Origin of the sequence: Quyinboa mangrovi (assembly GCF_042219825.1) — a bacterium.
In the GTDB taxonomy this organism is placed as follows: Bacteria; Bacteroidota; Bacteroidia; order Bacteroidales; family UBA5342; genus JBHJHP01.
The window spans coordinates 594,943-610,968 of sequence record NZ_JBHJHQ010000001.1 but is presented as its reverse complement, the minus strand read 5'-3'; the positions used below and the strand labels follow the sequence as shown (position 1 = coordinate 610,968).

Annotated in this window: 13 protein-coding genes; 12 read left to right on the top strand and 1 reads right to left on the bottom strand. The window is 41.0% G+C overall.

Translation table 11 applies throughout. The features are described 5' to 3' along the window. Positions 1 to 4: 4 nt before the first annotated feature. On the bottom strand, positions 5 to 2,395 hold the full coding sequence (locus ACE1ET_RS02615; protein WP_375726802.1) for a glycosyl hydrolase family 28 protein: 2,391 nt from the start codon (positions 2,393 to 2,395) through the stop codon (positions 5 to 7). Between the two features lie 260 nt (positions 2,396 to 2,655). Here ACE1ET_RS02615 and ACE1ET_RS02610 point away from each other — a divergent pair, with 260 nt between their 5' ends. The 12 genes from ACE1ET_RS02610 (at position 2,656) to ACE1ET_RS02555 (ending at position 15,993) form a co-directional block, all read left to right on the top strand. After that, positions 2,656 to 3,621, top strand: coding sequence for an NHL repeat-containing protein (locus ACE1ET_RS02610; protein ID WP_375726801.1), 966 nt, complete (start codon positions 2,656 to 2,658; stop codon positions 3,619 to 3,621). After that, a complete protein-coding gene (locus tag ACE1ET_RS02605; RefSeq protein ID WP_375726800.1) occupies positions 3,621 to 3,830 on the top strand; it encodes a hypothetical protein in 210 nt (69 codons plus the stop codon). The genes ACE1ET_RS02610 and ACE1ET_RS02605 overlap by 1 nt, the downstream gene beginning before the upstream one ends. Next, complete coding sequence (locus ACE1ET_RS02600) at positions 3,808 to 4,377, top strand: 4Fe-4S dicluster domain-containing protein (protein ID WP_375726799.1); 570 nt, start codon at positions 3,808 to 3,810, stop codon at positions 4,375 to 4,377. Before ACE1ET_RS02605 ends, ACE1ET_RS02600 begins: the two co-directional genes overlap by 23 nt. Before the next feature lies 1 nt (position 4,378). After that, entirely contained in the window at positions 4,379 to 5,635 is a 1,257-nt protein-coding gene (locus ACE1ET_RS02595) for a 4Fe-4S binding protein (protein WP_375726798.1), read from the top strand. Between the two features lie 3 nt (positions 5,636 to 5,638). After that, on the top strand, positions 5,639 to 7,549 hold the full coding sequence (locus ACE1ET_RS02590; protein ID WP_375726797.1) for a PQQ-binding-like beta-propeller repeat protein: 1,911 nt from the start codon (positions 5,639 to 5,641) through the stop codon (positions 7,547 to 7,549). After that, positions 7,549 to 9,891 carry an NAD(P)H-dependent oxidoreductase subunit E gene (locus tag ACE1ET_RS02585; protein ID WP_375726796.1) on the top strand — a complete coding sequence of 781 codons (2,343 nt, stop codon included), beginning with the start codon at positions 7,549 to 7,551 and terminating at the stop codon, positions 9,889 to 9,891. The genes ACE1ET_RS02590 and ACE1ET_RS02585 overlap by 1 nt, the downstream gene beginning before the upstream one ends. Positions 9,892 to 10,152: 261 nt before the next feature. Further along, positions 10,153 to 11,691, top strand: coding sequence for an FAD-dependent oxidoreductase (locus ACE1ET_RS02580; protein ID WP_375726795.1), 1,539 nt, complete (start codon positions 10,153 to 10,155; stop codon positions 11,689 to 11,691). A gap of 280 nt (positions 11,692 to 11,971) precedes the next feature. Further along, positions 11,972 to 12,178 carry a hypothetical protein gene (locus ACE1ET_RS02575; protein ID WP_375726794.1) on the top strand — a complete coding sequence of 69 codons (207 nt, stop codon included), beginning with the start codon at positions 11,972 to 11,974 and terminating at the stop codon, positions 12,176 to 12,178. A gap of 221 nt (positions 12,179 to 12,399) precedes the next feature. Continuing rightward, the gene (typA, locus tag ACE1ET_RS02570; protein WP_375726793.1) at positions 12,400 to 14,202 is read left to right on the top strand and encodes a translational GTPase TypA; all 1,803 of its coding nucleotides are present in this window, start codon (positions 12,400 to 12,402) and stop codon (positions 14,200 to 14,202) included. Between the two features lie 6 nt (positions 14,203 to 14,208). Beyond that, on the top strand, positions 14,209 to 14,940 hold the full coding sequence (locus tag ACE1ET_RS02565; RefSeq protein WP_375726792.1) for a tRNA threonylcarbamoyladenosine dehydratase: 732 nt from the start codon (positions 14,209 to 14,211) through the stop codon (positions 14,938 to 14,940). 107 nt (positions 14,941 to 15,047) lie between these two features. Next, entirely contained in the window at positions 15,048 to 15,290 is a 243-nt protein-coding gene (locus ACE1ET_RS02560; RefSeq protein WP_375726791.1) for a hypothetical protein, read from the top strand. 91 nt (positions 15,291 to 15,381) lie between these two features. Beyond that, positions 15,382 to 15,993 (top strand): OmpH/Skp family outer membrane protein, encoded by a 612-nt coding sequence (locus ACE1ET_RS02555; protein ID WP_375726790.1) that lies wholly within the window; start codon positions 15,382 to 15,384, stop codon positions 15,991 to 15,993. The last annotated feature ends 33 nt before the right edge of the window (positions 15,994 to 16,026 follow it).

Sequence of the window (16,026 nt, the reverse complement as noted above, 5' to 3'; positions counted from 1 at the left end):
GTATTCATTTGATCACAAATAACTTTGATATTGTGTGGTTTGAATACTCTGCACTCATTATATACCAACCGGGTTTCATTGCTTCGGTTGCAATCAACTGAATCATGTTGCCTGGAATATCTGAATTAAAGGATTTGAAATACATTTCTTTTCCGGAGATGTCGCGGATTATTAATTTTTTAATGTCTCCAATATCTCCATTAATGAATATTCCATCCCCAACAGACAACGGATTAGGATAGAGATTCAGGTCACCAGATGAATTGTTTTTGTTTAACTTTTGAATTACTGATTCACCAAACGGCTCTTTAATTTTATGATATTCCGTACTATTAATCACAACGCTGTCAAGACAAAGATTCTGATAATTATTGATGATAAATGGTGTGGAAATTGATTTAAAAGTGCAGTTCGTCAATTTCACATTTCGAATAAGTGAGCGACTGTAACCATCAAACCGGAGTCCTACAGGTGCGTTGTTACATGTCGTATTCCGGATTTCTATGTCTCTGACAATTGGATCAAATGTTGAAATATCACCCTCTCCATAATAAAAATTTATGCGAACTATAGCATCAGAAACTTGTCCTATTTCAATATTTCTCATGTAAATTTTTTCTATTAATCCACCTCTGATTGAGTTCGTTTTAATTCTCAGGGCACGATCCAGATTCGGGCTGTCCATGATACAGTTTTCCGCAAAAATATGATTGGCTCCTCCAGATATTTCACTACCAATCACAACTCCACCATGACCATCTTTCATTGTGCACTCCTGAATAATGATGTTTGAAGATGGAACATTTACTCTTCTGCCATCTGCATTACGACCCGACTTTATTGCAATGCAGTCATCACCGGTGTCAAAATAGCAGTTTTTAATACGCACGTTCGTACAGGATTCCGGATTACAACCGTCATTATTGGGACCATGCCCGACAACGCGCACGTTCGATACCGTAACATTTTCTGATAGTACCGGATGAATGTGCCACATTGGACTGTTCTCTATGGTAACACTATCAATCAGAACATTTGTACACCGATAGGGCTGTATCATGTTAGGGCGGATATAATGACCGCTTCCGAATACTCTGTCTTCAACAGGTACATTATTATCTGCCATAGTACGCAAAGCAGAAACATCTGAACCTCCTGTACTCTTCCATGCCCACCAGTTATTATAACTTCCCATACCGTTAAGTGTTCCGGTACCTGTTACAGCGATATTCGTTTGCTCAAATGCATATATACAAGGTGAATAATTATAACATTCTGTCCCTTCAAAACGTGTATAAACAACCGGCAGATAATCATCCGGATTAGTACTGAATTTAACGACAGCATTAGCCGTGATATGTAAATTGACATTATTTAATAAGTGGATCGCACCTGTTCGGTAAGTACCTTCCGGCACAATCACGCGGCCACCACCTGCACCAGAGCATGCAGATATAGCTGATTTAAAAGCTTCGGTACAATCCGTAGCATCATCACCAGCCGCACCATAATCAAGAATGTTAAAGTCGTTGTCTGGAAACTCAGGAGGAGTTATGGATGCTAAAATTGCAGGGAGTCCGGCCCATCCAGAATCAGGATCATTAAGGGTCCGCACATTAAAATCATAAAACTCATTTCCAATTTTCAATTGTGCAGAACTAACGGAACTGTAATTTGAAGATGAGTTTACTTGTACCTCTACCTGATCATTGTTTTTAATAATCCCCGGGTCAGATGTAAAAGATCCGTTGTTAATAGCATATTTCCCTTTTTCAATACTTATACCAAGGTCAGAGCTTAGTCCTGTAATGACCTCCGGATCAGATTTAATCCGGGTGTTTATTTCAACGTCAAACTTATCATCAAACTCGAACGGATCAGGAGTATTCTGAATAAATTCAGGATTGTAAAGAATAATTGTAAAGTTACTCGCACCGCTTGACTGGTTAACTGAACCAAGCGTAACCCAACTGTTTTTGGCAAAGTTTTTCCTGTAAAGACTAAAACTTATGGGAGTTGATTCATCATTTACTATGTTTTCTCCTGTATCCTCCCAATCTGTCATCCAGGGTAATACGCTAAACCTGTCATCCAGGGCAATGATTACATCAACATTTTCAGTTGTGTAAAACTTCACCAGGGTGTCGTCGGAAAACGACTTGGATCCATTTGCAGTTCTTATCCATTCCGATCCTAAATATGTGGAAGGTATATCGGTCAGTTTAAACGTTCTGTCGCCAAACTGCATATCGCCCTCCTGAAGATTTTCCTGAACGGACCAGTAATCTTTATTGTCAGTATCGTACACCTGAAACTGCTCAATTAGAGAAGCATATGAATTTTCAGTTAAAACAAAAGTGCTTATAGTGAAGATTAATTTAACTAAGTTTTTCACGATGAGAATATGTTCAAAAGTTTTTAATTCAGGTAAAGGTATAAAAACATTAAACTTCACATATAAGGTGAGCTAACTAAAATCGTCTTAAACCTAAATAAGACAACATTATATTCATTTTAATTTTCATGGATAGTAATATTTTGGAATGAGTTCACAGGATTATGGCAAACAAATTCAGACTGATTCTAAATGATGTAAGGTTTTACCTGTGAATGCTTTTGTTTATTATTTTTACACGATTACAGCTTAATTGCGTTATGCAGAAAAAGGGAATTATAGTATTTATTGTTTTACTGGTTGTGGCTTTGATTGCTATAATTGTGGCGGATGTCATAAAGACACGTACTGATAACAGGCCGGACAATCCGTATGCTCTGGAATACGATGATTTAAAAAACGTTGATCCAAATCTGATCAGTCATAAAGAAACCAAAAATTTCAGGTTAACTGGTGATTCGTTGGGAGCTATGACGATTGATTCTGCATTCATTTACGTTTCAGTGGATCGTAATATTCTTGTTTTGGATCTTAACGGAGTTATAAAGCAAGCCATACCGGTTACCGAAACTGCCAAATCACTTGCGTTATGTCCGGATCAAAACCTTATAGTTGGCTATAAGGATTACATTGAAAAGATAGACTGCAAAGGCATTGTTCTGGCTAAAACAGAACCGGTAAACGATAAATCGGTAATCACCAATGTTGCCGTTTATAATAACAGGATTTTATATGCAGATGCCGGCAACCGGGAAATATTTGAAGTGGATAAGGATTTAAAACCAGTTAATTCATTTGAGGGGAAAAGGGAAGAAGGAGCATTGCACGGGTTTATTGTACCAAGTGCCAATTTCGATCTGGCATTTACAAATTCCGGCGAACTATGGGTGGTCAATCCGGGCTTGCATGCTATAGAAAATTACGATGCATCAGGTAAAATGCGTTCGTATTGGGAAGCTACTTCTTTTAAACTGGGTGGGTTTAGTGGATGTTGCAACCCGGCACGTATTGCTATCATGAATGATGATTCATTTGTGACCAGCGAAAAAGGCATTGTACGGATCAAAATTCACGGACCGTCAGGAAAATTTGTTTCAGTGGTTGCGCCTCCGTCAAAATTTAAAGTGGATGGCAAAGCACCCGATGTGGCAGTAAATAAAGAAGGTGTAGTATATGCACTGGATTACGATAAAAAGATGATACGAGTTTTTGAACCTGTAAAATAATGGACAGAAAAGCATTTTTACAACGGTTGGGGCGTTTATCGCTGTTGGGCGGATTAGCTGCAGTATCGGGTGTGATCCTGACAAAAAGGGAGATAAGCGCGGAGAAGTGTGCTATTAACGAGGTGTGTAAAAACTGTAATGAATACCGTTTTTGTTCTAAGGATCAGGCATTAAAACAGAGGGTAAATGAGCGAAAACAAAAAGATTGACCGCAGGAAATTCTTTAATACTACGGCCCGTGCATCGCTTTTAGTAGGACTTGGAGGTGTAGGAGCCCTGGCTTTTAAGAACGAAACAACAGATAAATGGGTGTGGCAAATCGATCCATTCCTATGTACGCAATGTGGCCGTTGTGCCACAGATTGTGTCATGACACCTTCTGCTGTAAAATGCGTGCATGCTTTCGATCTTTGCGGATATTGTGATTTATGCGGCGGATATTTTAAACCGGATTCCCATGCCTTGGAAACAGGAGGGGAGAACCAACTTTGTCCGACTTCAGCTATTCAACGAAAATACATAGAAGAGCCTTATTTTGAATATATTATAAATGAAGACCTTTGTTTTGCCTGCGGAAAATGCGTAAAGGGTTGTACGTCCTTTGGTAATGGTTCCCTTCATTTACAGATAAGGCATGACAGATGTGTGAATTGTAACGAATGTTCTATTGCACGTGTTTGTCCTTCAGATGCTATAAAAAGAGTTCCTGCCAGCAGTCCATATTTAATTAAAGGAGATTTCACCAAAGATAGTTAAGATGAAAAGACTTATTCTGACCATATTGCTTTCTCTGGTTCTCATGCAGACTGTCGTGTTCTCTCAGGCGCAACAACGTTTTCCAAAACCGGAATTTGAAAACGGTTATGAACAACCGGATACTACCACACCCGAACCACGTTCTGTTTCTCTGGAATTTTTTGATGTGGCGGTATTACTGGTTGTATTGGCCCTCGCATCATGGCTTGCCATTCGCAAACGTTCCAGAAGAGGTATTTTATGGCTTTCGGTATTTACCTTGCTGTATTTCGGGTTTTACCGTAATGGTTGTATCTGTGCCATTGGCTCCATACAGAATGTGGCTTTAACGCTGGCTGATCCGGGATATGCCATTTCGCTGACCGTTCTGCTGTTTTTTCTCCTGCCACTTTTGTTTGCTTTGTTTTTTGGGCGAACCTTTTGTGCGGGTGCCTGTCCGCTGGGAGCAATTCAGGATTTAATCATTGTAAAACCAATTTCACTGCCGCTGTGGCTTAGAAAAACGTTAGGATTAATACCTTATCTTTATCTGGGCTTAGCCGTTTTATATGCAGCTACGGGAACAGATTTCATCATTTGCCGGTATGATCCGTTTGTGAGTATTTTCAGAATGGACGGGCCGTTTCTGATGATTGCATTAGGAATTGTTATGCTGCTGATCGGGATGTTTGTGGCAAGGCCTTATTGCCGCTTTTTTTGTCCTTACAGTGTGCCGCTTAACTGGATGTCACGCTTCTCTAAATGGCATTTGAGCATCACACCAAAAGAATGTATTCAATGTAAACTATGTTCCGGTTCCTGTCCCTTTGATGCCATCAATGAACCGGAAGACCGCAAGGAGGATCAGGGTTCTCTGAGACAATTTCTGTTGTATGTTGTTTTGGTACCTTTGATCGCTTTAACATTTGGATTTGCTTTTTCAAAAGCGCACGGATTTCTGGCAAAAGCCCATTCCGATGTTTATCTGGCAGAACTGCTGATCAAACACCCTGAGATGAAGACAAATCCTGACAATTTGGATATTCAGACCTTTATGGCTTCCGGAAGGACCATGGATGATCTGGTTCAGTCGGCAAAAACTATTCAAAATAAATTTTACACCGGAAGCTGGATATTAGGAATTTTTATGGGACTGGTGGTTGCATTTACACTGGTTAATCAGGTAATGTTCAGAAGTCGAAAGGACTATGAACCGGATAAAGGCACCTGCTTCAGTTGCGGACGATGTATGGACTATTGTCCGGTAAAGAAAGATTAATGTATGGATGACAACAAAAAAATAAAACTAGCTTTTAATGTCGCTTTGGTGGCCGGAATTTTCACACTCGTAGTGGCGCTGTTGTTTCTCATTAATTATATCAATATCAAGCAGAATGATCCGGTCGATAATAAGGTTCTCGAAGCCATGGTTCAACGTTTATCAGATGATCCGGGAAACGATGCTTTGATTTCCGAAATCCGCAATCTGGATCTCCTGGCCCGAAAAGCTTATTTTACAGGGCAGTGGCAGATCAACATCGGATCGTGGCTGTTACTTCTTGGCGCAATAATTACCACACTTGCACTTCGCGTTTACTATTCTTTGACCAGTAAAATAGATAAACCTGAATCCGCGGATATTAAACCTTCCACAGCCCGCTTAATGAGCCAAAAATGGATTGCCGGACTGGCCGTGGTCGTTGTTATTCTGGCTCTGCTTTCATCGTTTGGATCACAAAATTACCTTGCCCGTTACGATCAGATGAAGACATCTGCAGCGCGGGATTCTGTGGAACAAAGTGAAATAGTTGTGGTGGATGTTAAACCAGCTCGGGCAACAGAAGAAACAACGGATACATTACAAAAGGCTGAAGAAAAAGTTGAAGAAATTGCAAAGGTAGAACCAGAAAAAAACACAACCAATAAAGAACTGGAGAAAAATGTTGAACCGGAGGCTAACGTAAAGGCAGCGAAGATGGAGACGGAGCAAGAGCCTCAGGAAGATCTAACAGCCGAAAAACCAAAACCTGTAGTACTGCCTACACTGGATGACATTAAAAAGCAAAGTCCTTATTTCAGAGGCTATCTGGGGCAAGGCATATCTTTCGCAAAAAACATTCCCGATAACTGGGATGTCAGCACAGGAGATCACATTAAATGGAAAACAGATATCCCGTTAAAAGGGTACAATTCACCCGTTATCTGGGATGATAAAATATATTTAACCGGTGCAGATCAAACCAAAAGGGTGGTTTATTGTATCAGCAGGGACGATGGCAAAATTCTGTGGCAACATGCGGCAGATAACATTCCTGGCTCACCGGCAAAACCACCTAAAACAACAGATGATACAGGCTTAGCTGCCCCAACAGTAGCTACCGACGGACAGCGTGTTTATGCCATTTTTGGAACCGGAGATATCGTTGCATTAAAGTCGGACGAAACCCGCCTGTGGGCTAAAAACCTTGGTGTACCTGATAATCATTATGGCCACTCGTCATCATTGATATGCTACCAGGATAAGGTATTTGTGCAATACGATACCAGCAAAGGTGGCCGGGTGATGGCTTTAAGTGTCTTTGATGGTTCTGTATTATGGGATACCAATCGTGAAAGCCATATTTCATGGGCATCGCCGGTATTAGCCCAATTAAACGGTAAAATGCAGTTAGTGTTATCGGCTGAACCGATTGTGGCCGGTTACGATATTAACGACGGGAAACAACTCTGGTCCGTAGAATGCATGATGGGAGAGGTTGGTCCTTCTGTTGGCATTGGTGATGGGTTGGTGTTTGCAGCCAATGAATATGCAACCCTGGCTGCTATTGATCCGGGGAAACAGGCAATTGCCTGGGAAGATAACGAATACCTTCCCGAAGTTTCCAGTCCGGTTTCAGCAGACGGTTTATTATTTATTGCCACAACCTACGGTGTATTTGTCTGCTACGATGCAAAAACAGGAGAGAAACAGTGGGAAACAGAGTTTGGCAGCGGGTTTTATTCATCGGCCATGCTTGCTGACGGGAAAATATACATTGCAGATATGCAAGGTACTGTGCACATCATGAAACTGAGCAGACAACACGAAACCATTGCCGATATTTCGATGGACACACCAGTGATGGCAACACCGGCATTTATGGACGGACAACTTTTTATCAGAACGGCAGGAAGTTTATATTGTATCGAATAATGACAGAAGATCAGGCATTCATAGAACGGATTCTGGAGGAGAAAGGGCGTGGGAAAAATGCCGTTATTCCTGTACTGCAAGCTATTCAGGCTCAGTACAAATACCTGCCACAACCTATCCTTGAATATGTGTGTGATCATTCCGAAATAACGCCTTCCCAAATTACAGGTGTGGCGAGTTTTTATTCCCAGTTCAGGATGCAACCTGTTGGGGAACACATGATAAAGGTTTGTGTGGGAACGGCCTGTCATGTAAAAGGTGCCGTTCAGGTGTACGATGCATTCCGGCGCGAGTTTAAGCTGGAAGGAGAAAATGATACCGATATTGATGGCAATTATACAGTTGAAAAAGTAAGTTGTCTTGGTTGTTGTACGCTTGCTCCTGTGGTTCAGATTGATGATGTGACCTATGGTCATGTGAATACGAACCAGATCAAATCGGTTATCAGCGACTTTGAAAAACATAAAAACGATAAAAAACGGAAGAAATTCCGAAAAGGAGACGGAACGGAAATTCAGGGTGAAATCAGGGTAGGTCTTGGTTCATGCTGCGTAGCCAGCGGGAGTGAAGAGGTAAGGGAAGCTGTGGAGAATGTGGTGGAAAACAGCGGAATGAACGTGAAGCTGAAACACGTGGGATGTGTGGGGATGTGTCACCAGGTTCCCTTGCTGGAAGTGGTTCCGGCTGACAAAGAACCTACCTTATATGCCAAAGTAAAGCCCGAAGATGTCAAACAAATCGTGGAATCGCATTTTCAATCCGCAGGATTGATGCAGCGCCTAAAAAGAAGTCTTACCAATTCTGTGGAGAATATTCGTACCGATGCGGCATGGAATGGAGTGGAACGCTATAAAATTGATGTACGCGAAAAACATGTATCCTCATTTTTGGGCAGACAAATTCCCATTGCGACAGAACACCGTGGTGTAATCAATCCTACCGATCTGGAAGAATATCTTTCAAACGGTGGTTTTAAAGCTTTAAAAAGGGCTTTAAACGAGATGAACCCAAATGAGATTATTTCCACCATCAAAGAAAGTGGTTTGCGTGGGCGTGGTGGTGCCGGTTTCATAACAGGTTTAAAATGGGACCTGGTAAGCAAAGAGAAATCTGACACTAAATATCTTATTTGTAACGGCGATGAAGGTGATCCGGGAGCGTTTATGGACCGGATGTTGCTGGAATCTTATCCATACCGTGTGATTGAAGGGATGCTGATTGCAGCTTATGCGGTTGGTGCCACTCATGGCTTTTTTTATATCAGGGCTGAATATCCATTGGCTTTAAAACGAATTCGTGAAGCACTTCATATTTGCAGGACAAACAACTATCTCGGATCAGACATTTTAGGATCGGGGTTTATATTTGATATTAACATTTATGAAGGAGCCGGAGCATTTGTCTGCGGCGAAGAATCGGCATTAATAGCCTCAATAGAAGGTGACCGCGGTTTCCCTCGCTTAAGGCCACCCTTTCCGGCACAGCAGGGATTATGGAACAAACCAACCCTGATCAACAATACAGAAACCTTTGCACAGATTTCGTATATCATCAGGAATCATTCGGTGTCATTCAGCAGAATTGGCACAGAAAAAAGCAAGGGAACCAAAGTATTTGCTTTAGCGGGCAAAGTGGCGAGAGGAGGATTAATAGAGGTGCCCATGGGAATTACCATTCGTCAGGTAATTGAGGAAATAGGTGGTGGAGTGGCCAATGGAAGAACGTTTAAAGCGGTTCAGATTGGTGGTCCGTCAGGAGGTTGTGTGCCGCACTGGTTGGCTGACACACCCATTGATTTTGAATCGCTTAAGGATGTTGGTGCCATGATGGGGTCCGGTGGTCTGGTGGTTCTGGATGATACCGATTGCATGGTGGATATTGCCAAATACTTCCTCACATTTACGCAACAGGAGTCGTGCGGAAAATGTACGTTTTGTCGCGTTGGAACACGTAGGATGCTGGATATTCTGGAACGGATTACAGAAGGCAAAGGGAAGCTGGAAGATCTGGATGAACTGGAAAAACTGGCCGAATGGACGGGGAAAGGGAGTCTGTGTGGTCTTGGCAAAACAGCCCCAAACCCGGTTTTATCCACGTTGAAGTATTTCAGAGAAGAATACGAAGCACATATTAACGGCATTTGCCCCACAGGCAAATGTCAGGATCTGATCACGTATTCCATTACGGATGAGTGTATTGGCTGCACCAAATGTGCACAGGATTGTCCGGTTGACGCCATAGCATTTAAACCGCATGAGGTTCATGTCATTGATACAGAATTGTGCATCAAATGTGATGCCTGCCGTCAGGTATGTCCGGTAGATGCGATTTTAGTGAAATAGTGATAAGTAATAAGTTGTAAATAAAAAGTAAAAAGTAAAAAGTGTAAAGGAACAATTAAAAGTATGATATAACTCATTAAGGTCAAGCTGCAATTCCCTTAAACATCTCTATCCCTTAAAGGAGAAATCCCTCTTAATTTGTGGATTGGTCTCTTTAGAGAATTAAAGGGTTAGCGATGGAATAAAATTTAAATCGATTAATATATAATCTTGATTTTTTAGTCTTATATCTTATGTCTTGGTTCTTATTTCTATAAAAAAATGAAGCTAAAACTAAATCATACAGAAATAGAATTTGAGGAAGGGAAAACCATTTATGAAGTGGCAAAAGCCAATGGTATAGACATTCCCGTAATGTGTTTCAACGACGATCTGGAACATTTTACGTCCTGTATGATTTGTCTGGTAAAAGATGCGAAAACTGGAAAACTGATGCCTTCATGTACCATGAAAGCTGAAAAAGGAATGGATATCATCACCAACGACGAAGAAGTGCAGGAATCCCGTAAAATGGCACTGGAGCTGTTGTTGAGTGAACATGTCGGTGATTGTGAAGCGCCTTGCCGGACAGCCTGTCCGGCATATATGGATATTCCATTGATGAACCGTTTGCTCGCTGCCGGAAAAGTGAAAGAAGCCTGGAAGGTAGTAACTAAAGATATCGCATTACCTTCGGTCCTTGGACGTATTTGTCCGGCGCCATGCGAAGGTGTTTGTCGCCGTAAACCCATTGATGGAGCTGTTTCTATCTGTCTGCTGAAACGTTATGCCGGTGATGTCGGATCAACGCAGGAAAAACCGGATATTAAACAAAGTGGGAAAAAAGTTGCCATTATCGGTTCAGGTATAGCCGGACTGGCAGCAGCCAAACACAGTGCGGAAAAAGGACATGCCGTTACCATATTTGAAAAAGAAGAACAACCCGGCGGAAAACTACGATATGATACAGCAGAGGAACTATTGCCTAAAACTGTTTTAAATAAAGAGATTAATCAGATTAAAAATCTGGGGGTTACCATTAAAACAGGTTCGCTTGTTGATGAGAAAACATTCAAAAAAATCCAAAAGGACTTTAATGCCATTGTCATAGCATCCGGTGGAATTACCGAAGAGCAAAAAAACTGGGAAATTCCCTTTAATGATAAAGGTTTTATTGCAGATCAGAACACATATGCCACCGAGGTTTTGGGAGTTTTTGTTGTGGGTACTGCTATAAAGCTTGGCAGACTTGCCATTAAAATGCTGGCACAGGGAAAAGAAGTGGCCTTTAGTGTGGATCAGTATGTAAACGATAAACCTGTTGTTGGGGAAACCAAACGATTCAATTCCAGGTTTGGAAAACTGAAAGAAATTGAATTTGACGAATACCTGAAAGAATCGCTTCCGGGTAACCGTATTGAACCTAAATCAGGAAAAACAGAGGGTTTTACGCTTCAGGAGATGAAAGTGGAAGCCGCACGCTGTTTACATTGCGACTGTAGAAAACCCGACACCTGTAAGTTGCGATTATATTCCGATGAATTTGACGTAAAACAAAAGGTAGATAATGACCGCAGGCATGTGACAAAAAAGAATGTTCAGCATGATTATGTGATATTTGAAACAGGTAAATGTATTAAATGTGGAATTTGTGTACGCATGACAGCTAAATACCAGGAAGATTTTGGTTTTACATTTATTGGCCGTGGTTTCGATGTGGAGATTGGTATTCCATTTAATAAAATGCTTCATGAGGGATTGAAAAAAGTAGCTGTGGAAGTTGCCGATGCCTGCCCAACAGGTGCAATTGCAAGAAAATAAGTATGCACCTTGGAGGGGTGCCATTATTTTAACCCGGGGTAAATTTGCGAAGCGAATGCCACCCTGGGTAATAGAAATAATGTCAATCAAGGCCGGTATTCTTATCTCATGTTGAAATACAAACGAACCACGGCCGCATTTTTGAACGAACTCATGAAGTACGTACAGAGTTAAAACATATAAACCATTGAAAACCATTTGATTTTCAATTAAATAATCCATTTTTAAATAAAAATCCTCCGTCCTTCGGCCACCTCCTTTTGAAAAAAGGAGGACAAAAATGCAAACATTAGAAAATAAGTATGCACCCTGGAGGGGTGCCATTATTTTAGCCCAGGGTAAATTTGCGAAGCAAATGCCACCCTTGGTAATAAAAGCATGTCAATCAAGGCCGGCAATCATTACACCTGTTGAAATAGAAGCGAAACCCGGCCGCATTTCAGAACGATCTCATGAAATAGGGGCAGAAATATACTATATATGCTAAATCCTTCGTTCCAATGTACATCCCCTCATGTCCTTTTGAGAAAAGGACAACAAAACAAATCTGCTTTCATTAAAAAGATTACCTTTGCAGCGATTTTTCAAAAGGGTACGGTGAACCAATTGTAATTCAAAACATTTTATGAATACAAGGGTTTGAAATCCAGGTTTTTTGAAAGATCATGGATTAGGAATCTTGGACAAACACTGAATAAATTAAAACAATTGAAATCAATACGAAATATCGCAATCATTGCGCATGTTGACCATGGCAAAACCACACTGGTAGATAAAATGTTGTTGGCAGGTCAGTTATTTAAGGATCACGAAAAACCAGGTGATCTTATCATGGACAGCAATGATCTGGAACGGGAGAGGGGCATCACAATTCTATCAAAAAACGTTTCCATCCTCTATAAGGACGTAAAAATCAATATCATAGACACGCCTGGTCACGCCGATTTTGGTGGGGAAGTTGAACGCGTTCTGAACATGGCCGATGGCGTGCTTTTGCTGGTAGATGCCTTTGAGGGACCAATGCCACAGACACGATTCGTGCTTCAAAAGGCACTCGGTTTAGGACTAAAACCAATTGTAGTCATTAACAAAGTGGACAAGCAAAACTGTCGTCCTGATGAGGTACATGAAGAGGTTTTTGACCTGATGTTCAACCTTGATGCAACAGAAGAACAGCTGGATTTTGTTACCATTTACGGTTCTGCCAAAAATGGCTGGATGAGCGAAGATCTGGCTAAACCATCCAGTAACATTGAACCGCTTTTGGACGCTATCATAAAGTATATTCCTGAACCTGAATACAAAAAAGGAACGTCCCAGATGCAGATCACATCTTTGGATTATTCATCGTATGTAGGACGTATTGCTATTGGCAGGGTTTACCGTGGGGAGCTGGAAGAAGGACAAACGGTGGCTTTGGCAAAACGTGATGGTTCGATAGTCCGGACCAAAATCAAGGAGTTGAATGTTTTCAGTGGGTTGGGGCGTACACCGGTAAGAAAAGTATCTTGTGGTGAGATTTGTGCACTTGTAGGCATAGAAAATTTTGAGATTGGCGATACAATTACGGATATCGATAATCCTGATCCATTGGATCCTATTTCTATTGACGAGCCAACCATGAGCATGACGTTCACGATCAATAATTCACCGTTTTTTGGCAAGGAAGGTAAGTATGTAACATCGCGCCATATTCATGACCGCTTGATTCTTGAACTGGATAAAAACCTGGCATTGCGTGTGGAAACATCCAACGAAGCTGATTCATGGACGGTTTACGGTCGTGGTGTGTTGCATTTATCTGTTTTAATAGAAACCATGCGTCGCGAGGGATATGAACTTCAGGTAGGACAACCCAAAGTAATTATCAAGACCATTGCAGGCGAAAAAAACGAGCCTGTTGAAGAACTGACCGTTGATGTACCGGAAGAATTTTCAGGGAAAGTAATAGAACTGGTTACCAGAAAGAAGGGTGAGATGCTGGTTATGGAACGTAAAGGAGACCGCCTGCATCTTGAATTTCATATTCCGTCAAGAGGTATCATAGGACTGCGAAACCAGATTCTGACAGCCACTACCGGTGAAGCCGTTATGACGCACCGGTTCATTGAATATCAGCCTTGGAAAGGTCCTATTGATAAACGTCTGGCAGGTTCATTAATAGCCATGGAAACCGGAACAGCCATTGCCTATGCCCTGGATAAATTGCAGGACAGAGGAAAATTCTTTGTCGCTCCTCAAACTGATGTTTATATGGGGCAGGTCGTTGGAGAGCATACCAAGGAAGGCGATGTAGTGGTTAACATTACAAAAACGAAAAAGCTGACAAACATGCGTGCTTCCGGTTCAGATGATAAAGTTAAGCTGGCTCCACCAATAGTCTTCAGTCTTGAAGAGGCTTTGGAATATATAAAGGATGATGAATACGTGGAAGTGACTCCAAAATCAATTCGACTGCGTAAAATATTACTGAACGAAAACGATCGTAAACGCGCCGGTAAAAAAGAATAAAGCATAATGAGCCATCCTGACTGGACATCACGCACTGAACTTTTATTGGGCAGAGAAAAGCTGGATAAGCTTAAAAAAGCCCACGTTCTTGTTGTGGGACTGGGTGGTGTTGGCGCATACGCTGCTGAATCCATATGCAGAGCCGGTATAGGCAAAATGACTATAGTCGATGGAGATGTGGTTAATCCCAGCAATTTAAATCGTCAGTTAATTGCTTTAAATTCTACCATAGGTGAGTCTAAGTCTGATGTTTTATCCGGAAGACTAAAGGACATTAATCCTGATCTCGAACTTAGCGTTCATAATATTTTTTTAAGAGATGAGGAAACCATAAAACTTTTGGAAGCAGCCCATTACGACTATGTAATAGATGCCATTGACACACTCAGCCCGAAGGTTTATCTTTTGTATCACGCATTGCAAAAAGGTTATAAGGTGGTTTCGTCTATGGGAGCCGGAGGTAAAATGGATCCGACGAAAATTCACATCTCAGATATATCCAAATCTTCGGTATGCAGACTGGCCAGAACGGTTAGAAAACGCCTGGGGAAGATAGGAATACGAAAAGGGATCACCGTAGTTTACTCCACCGAAGAAGCAGCTGAACATGCCATTATTGGAAATAGTGAGGAACAAAACAAAAACTCAACGGTTGGGACCATTGCGTATATGCCTGCTGTTTTCGGCTGTTTTGTAGCTTCAGTTGTAATCAGAGATCTTTCAGAGTGTGAATTGTAAGTCTTGCATCTTGGTTCTTTTGTCTATAATCGTTAAAAAACATCAACCACAGAACATACTTTGAAATTGATACGTTACTTTTGTGAATAGTTTAAGAAAAGAATAAAATGATACTACAAATATTATTAGTCACCATAAGTTTAGTTGCCATAGCATTTCTACTGCTTGGGATCAATGTATTATTTAAAAAGAAAGGAAAATTCCCAAATTTTCATATCGGAGGTAACAAAGAAATGGCAAAACGAGGTATTTACTGCGCCACAACAAACGATAAGCTGGAACGCAAATCGAAGAGCCGTTTTGATTTTACAAAGTTACAGCACGAAGTAGACGACTCCCTTAGTTGTTAATGTTTGTTAATAAGACACTATTTTCCATTCCCTTCATCTGTTGCGTGATGCAAAAAATTATTTTTGTATCTGGTCAATTAAAATGTAAATAATGAAGAAATTAATTCCTATCTCAATTGCAATTCTCTTTATTGCCGTAATTATCTTGTTTGTTATGCAATGTAACGTTTCAAAGGAATGCGCAGCACCTGCAGGTAAAGCTGACACTCCGGCTATACGAGCCGATGGAACGGATCTGACAATTGCATACATTAATACCGATACCTTATTATTAAATTATCAGCTGTCCCGTGATCTCAACGAAGAATTGTTGAAAAAACAGGAAGATGCACGTACAAACCTTAACCAGGAAGCGCGGGCATTCGAAAGTGAAATGCAGGAATTTCAGCGTAAACTTGAAAACAACGGTTTTTTATCCCGCGACAGGGCCGAAAGGGAACAACAGAGACTGATTAACCGTGAACAGGAACTGAAGGATCTGAATGCAAAACTATCCAACGAACTGATGGTTAGACAACAGGAAATCAGTTCACAACTTCTGGATTCAATTACGCTTTATCTTAAAGAAATGAATCTGGATAAAGATTATGATCTGATCCTGAGTACGACAGTTGGTGGAACAATTCTGCATGCAAAAGATGGTTTAAACATTACCGGCGAAGTTCTGGAAGCGTTAAATAACAGATATAAAAAGAAAAAATAACACATATAAAATATTATTTTTAAGGGCTGCAAA

Bases quoted from the DNA above. Each gene is read 5' to 3' on its own strand.
- ACE1ET_RS02610 (WP_375726801.1), top strand. From the start codon at position 2,656: ATGCAGAAAAAGGGAATTATAGTATTTATTGTTTTACTGGTTGTGGCT.
- ACE1ET_RS02605 (WP_375726800.1), top strand. From the start codon at position 3,621: ATGGACAGAAAAGCATTTTTACAACGGTTGGGGCGTTTATCGCTGTTG.
- ACE1ET_RS02600 (WP_375726799.1), top strand. From the start codon at position 3,808: ATGAGCGAAAACAAAAAGATTGACCGCAGGAAATTCTTTAATACTACG.
- ACE1ET_RS02595 (WP_375726798.1), top strand. From the start codon at position 4,379: ATGAAAAGACTTATTCTGACCATATTGCTTTCTCTGGTTCTCATGCAG.
- ACE1ET_RS02590 (WP_375726797.1), top strand. From the start codon at position 5,639: ATGGATGACAACAAAAAAATAAAACTAGCTTTTAATGTCGCTTTGGTG.
- ACE1ET_RS02585 (WP_375726796.1), top strand. From the start codon at position 7,549: ATGACAGAAGATCAGGCATTCATAGAACGGATTCTGGAGGAGAAAGGG.
- ACE1ET_RS02580 (WP_375726795.1), top strand. From the start codon at position 10,153: ATGAAGCTAAAACTAAATCATACAGAAATAGAATTTGAGGAAGGGAAA.
- ACE1ET_RS02575 (WP_375726794.1), top strand. From the start codon at position 11,972: ATGCAAACATTAGAAAATAAGTATGCACCCTGGAGGGGTGCCATTATT.
- ACE1ET_RS02565 (WP_375726792.1), top strand. From the start codon at position 14,209: ATGAGCCATCCTGACTGGACATCACGCACTGAACTTTTATTGGGCAGA.
- ACE1ET_RS02560 (WP_375726791.1), top strand. From the start codon at position 15,048: ATGATACTACAAATATTATTAGTCACCATAAGTTTAGTTGCCATAGCA.
- ACE1ET_RS02555 (WP_375726790.1), top strand. From the start codon at position 15,382: ATGAAGAAATTAATTCCTATCTCAATTGCAATTCTCTTTATTGCCGTA.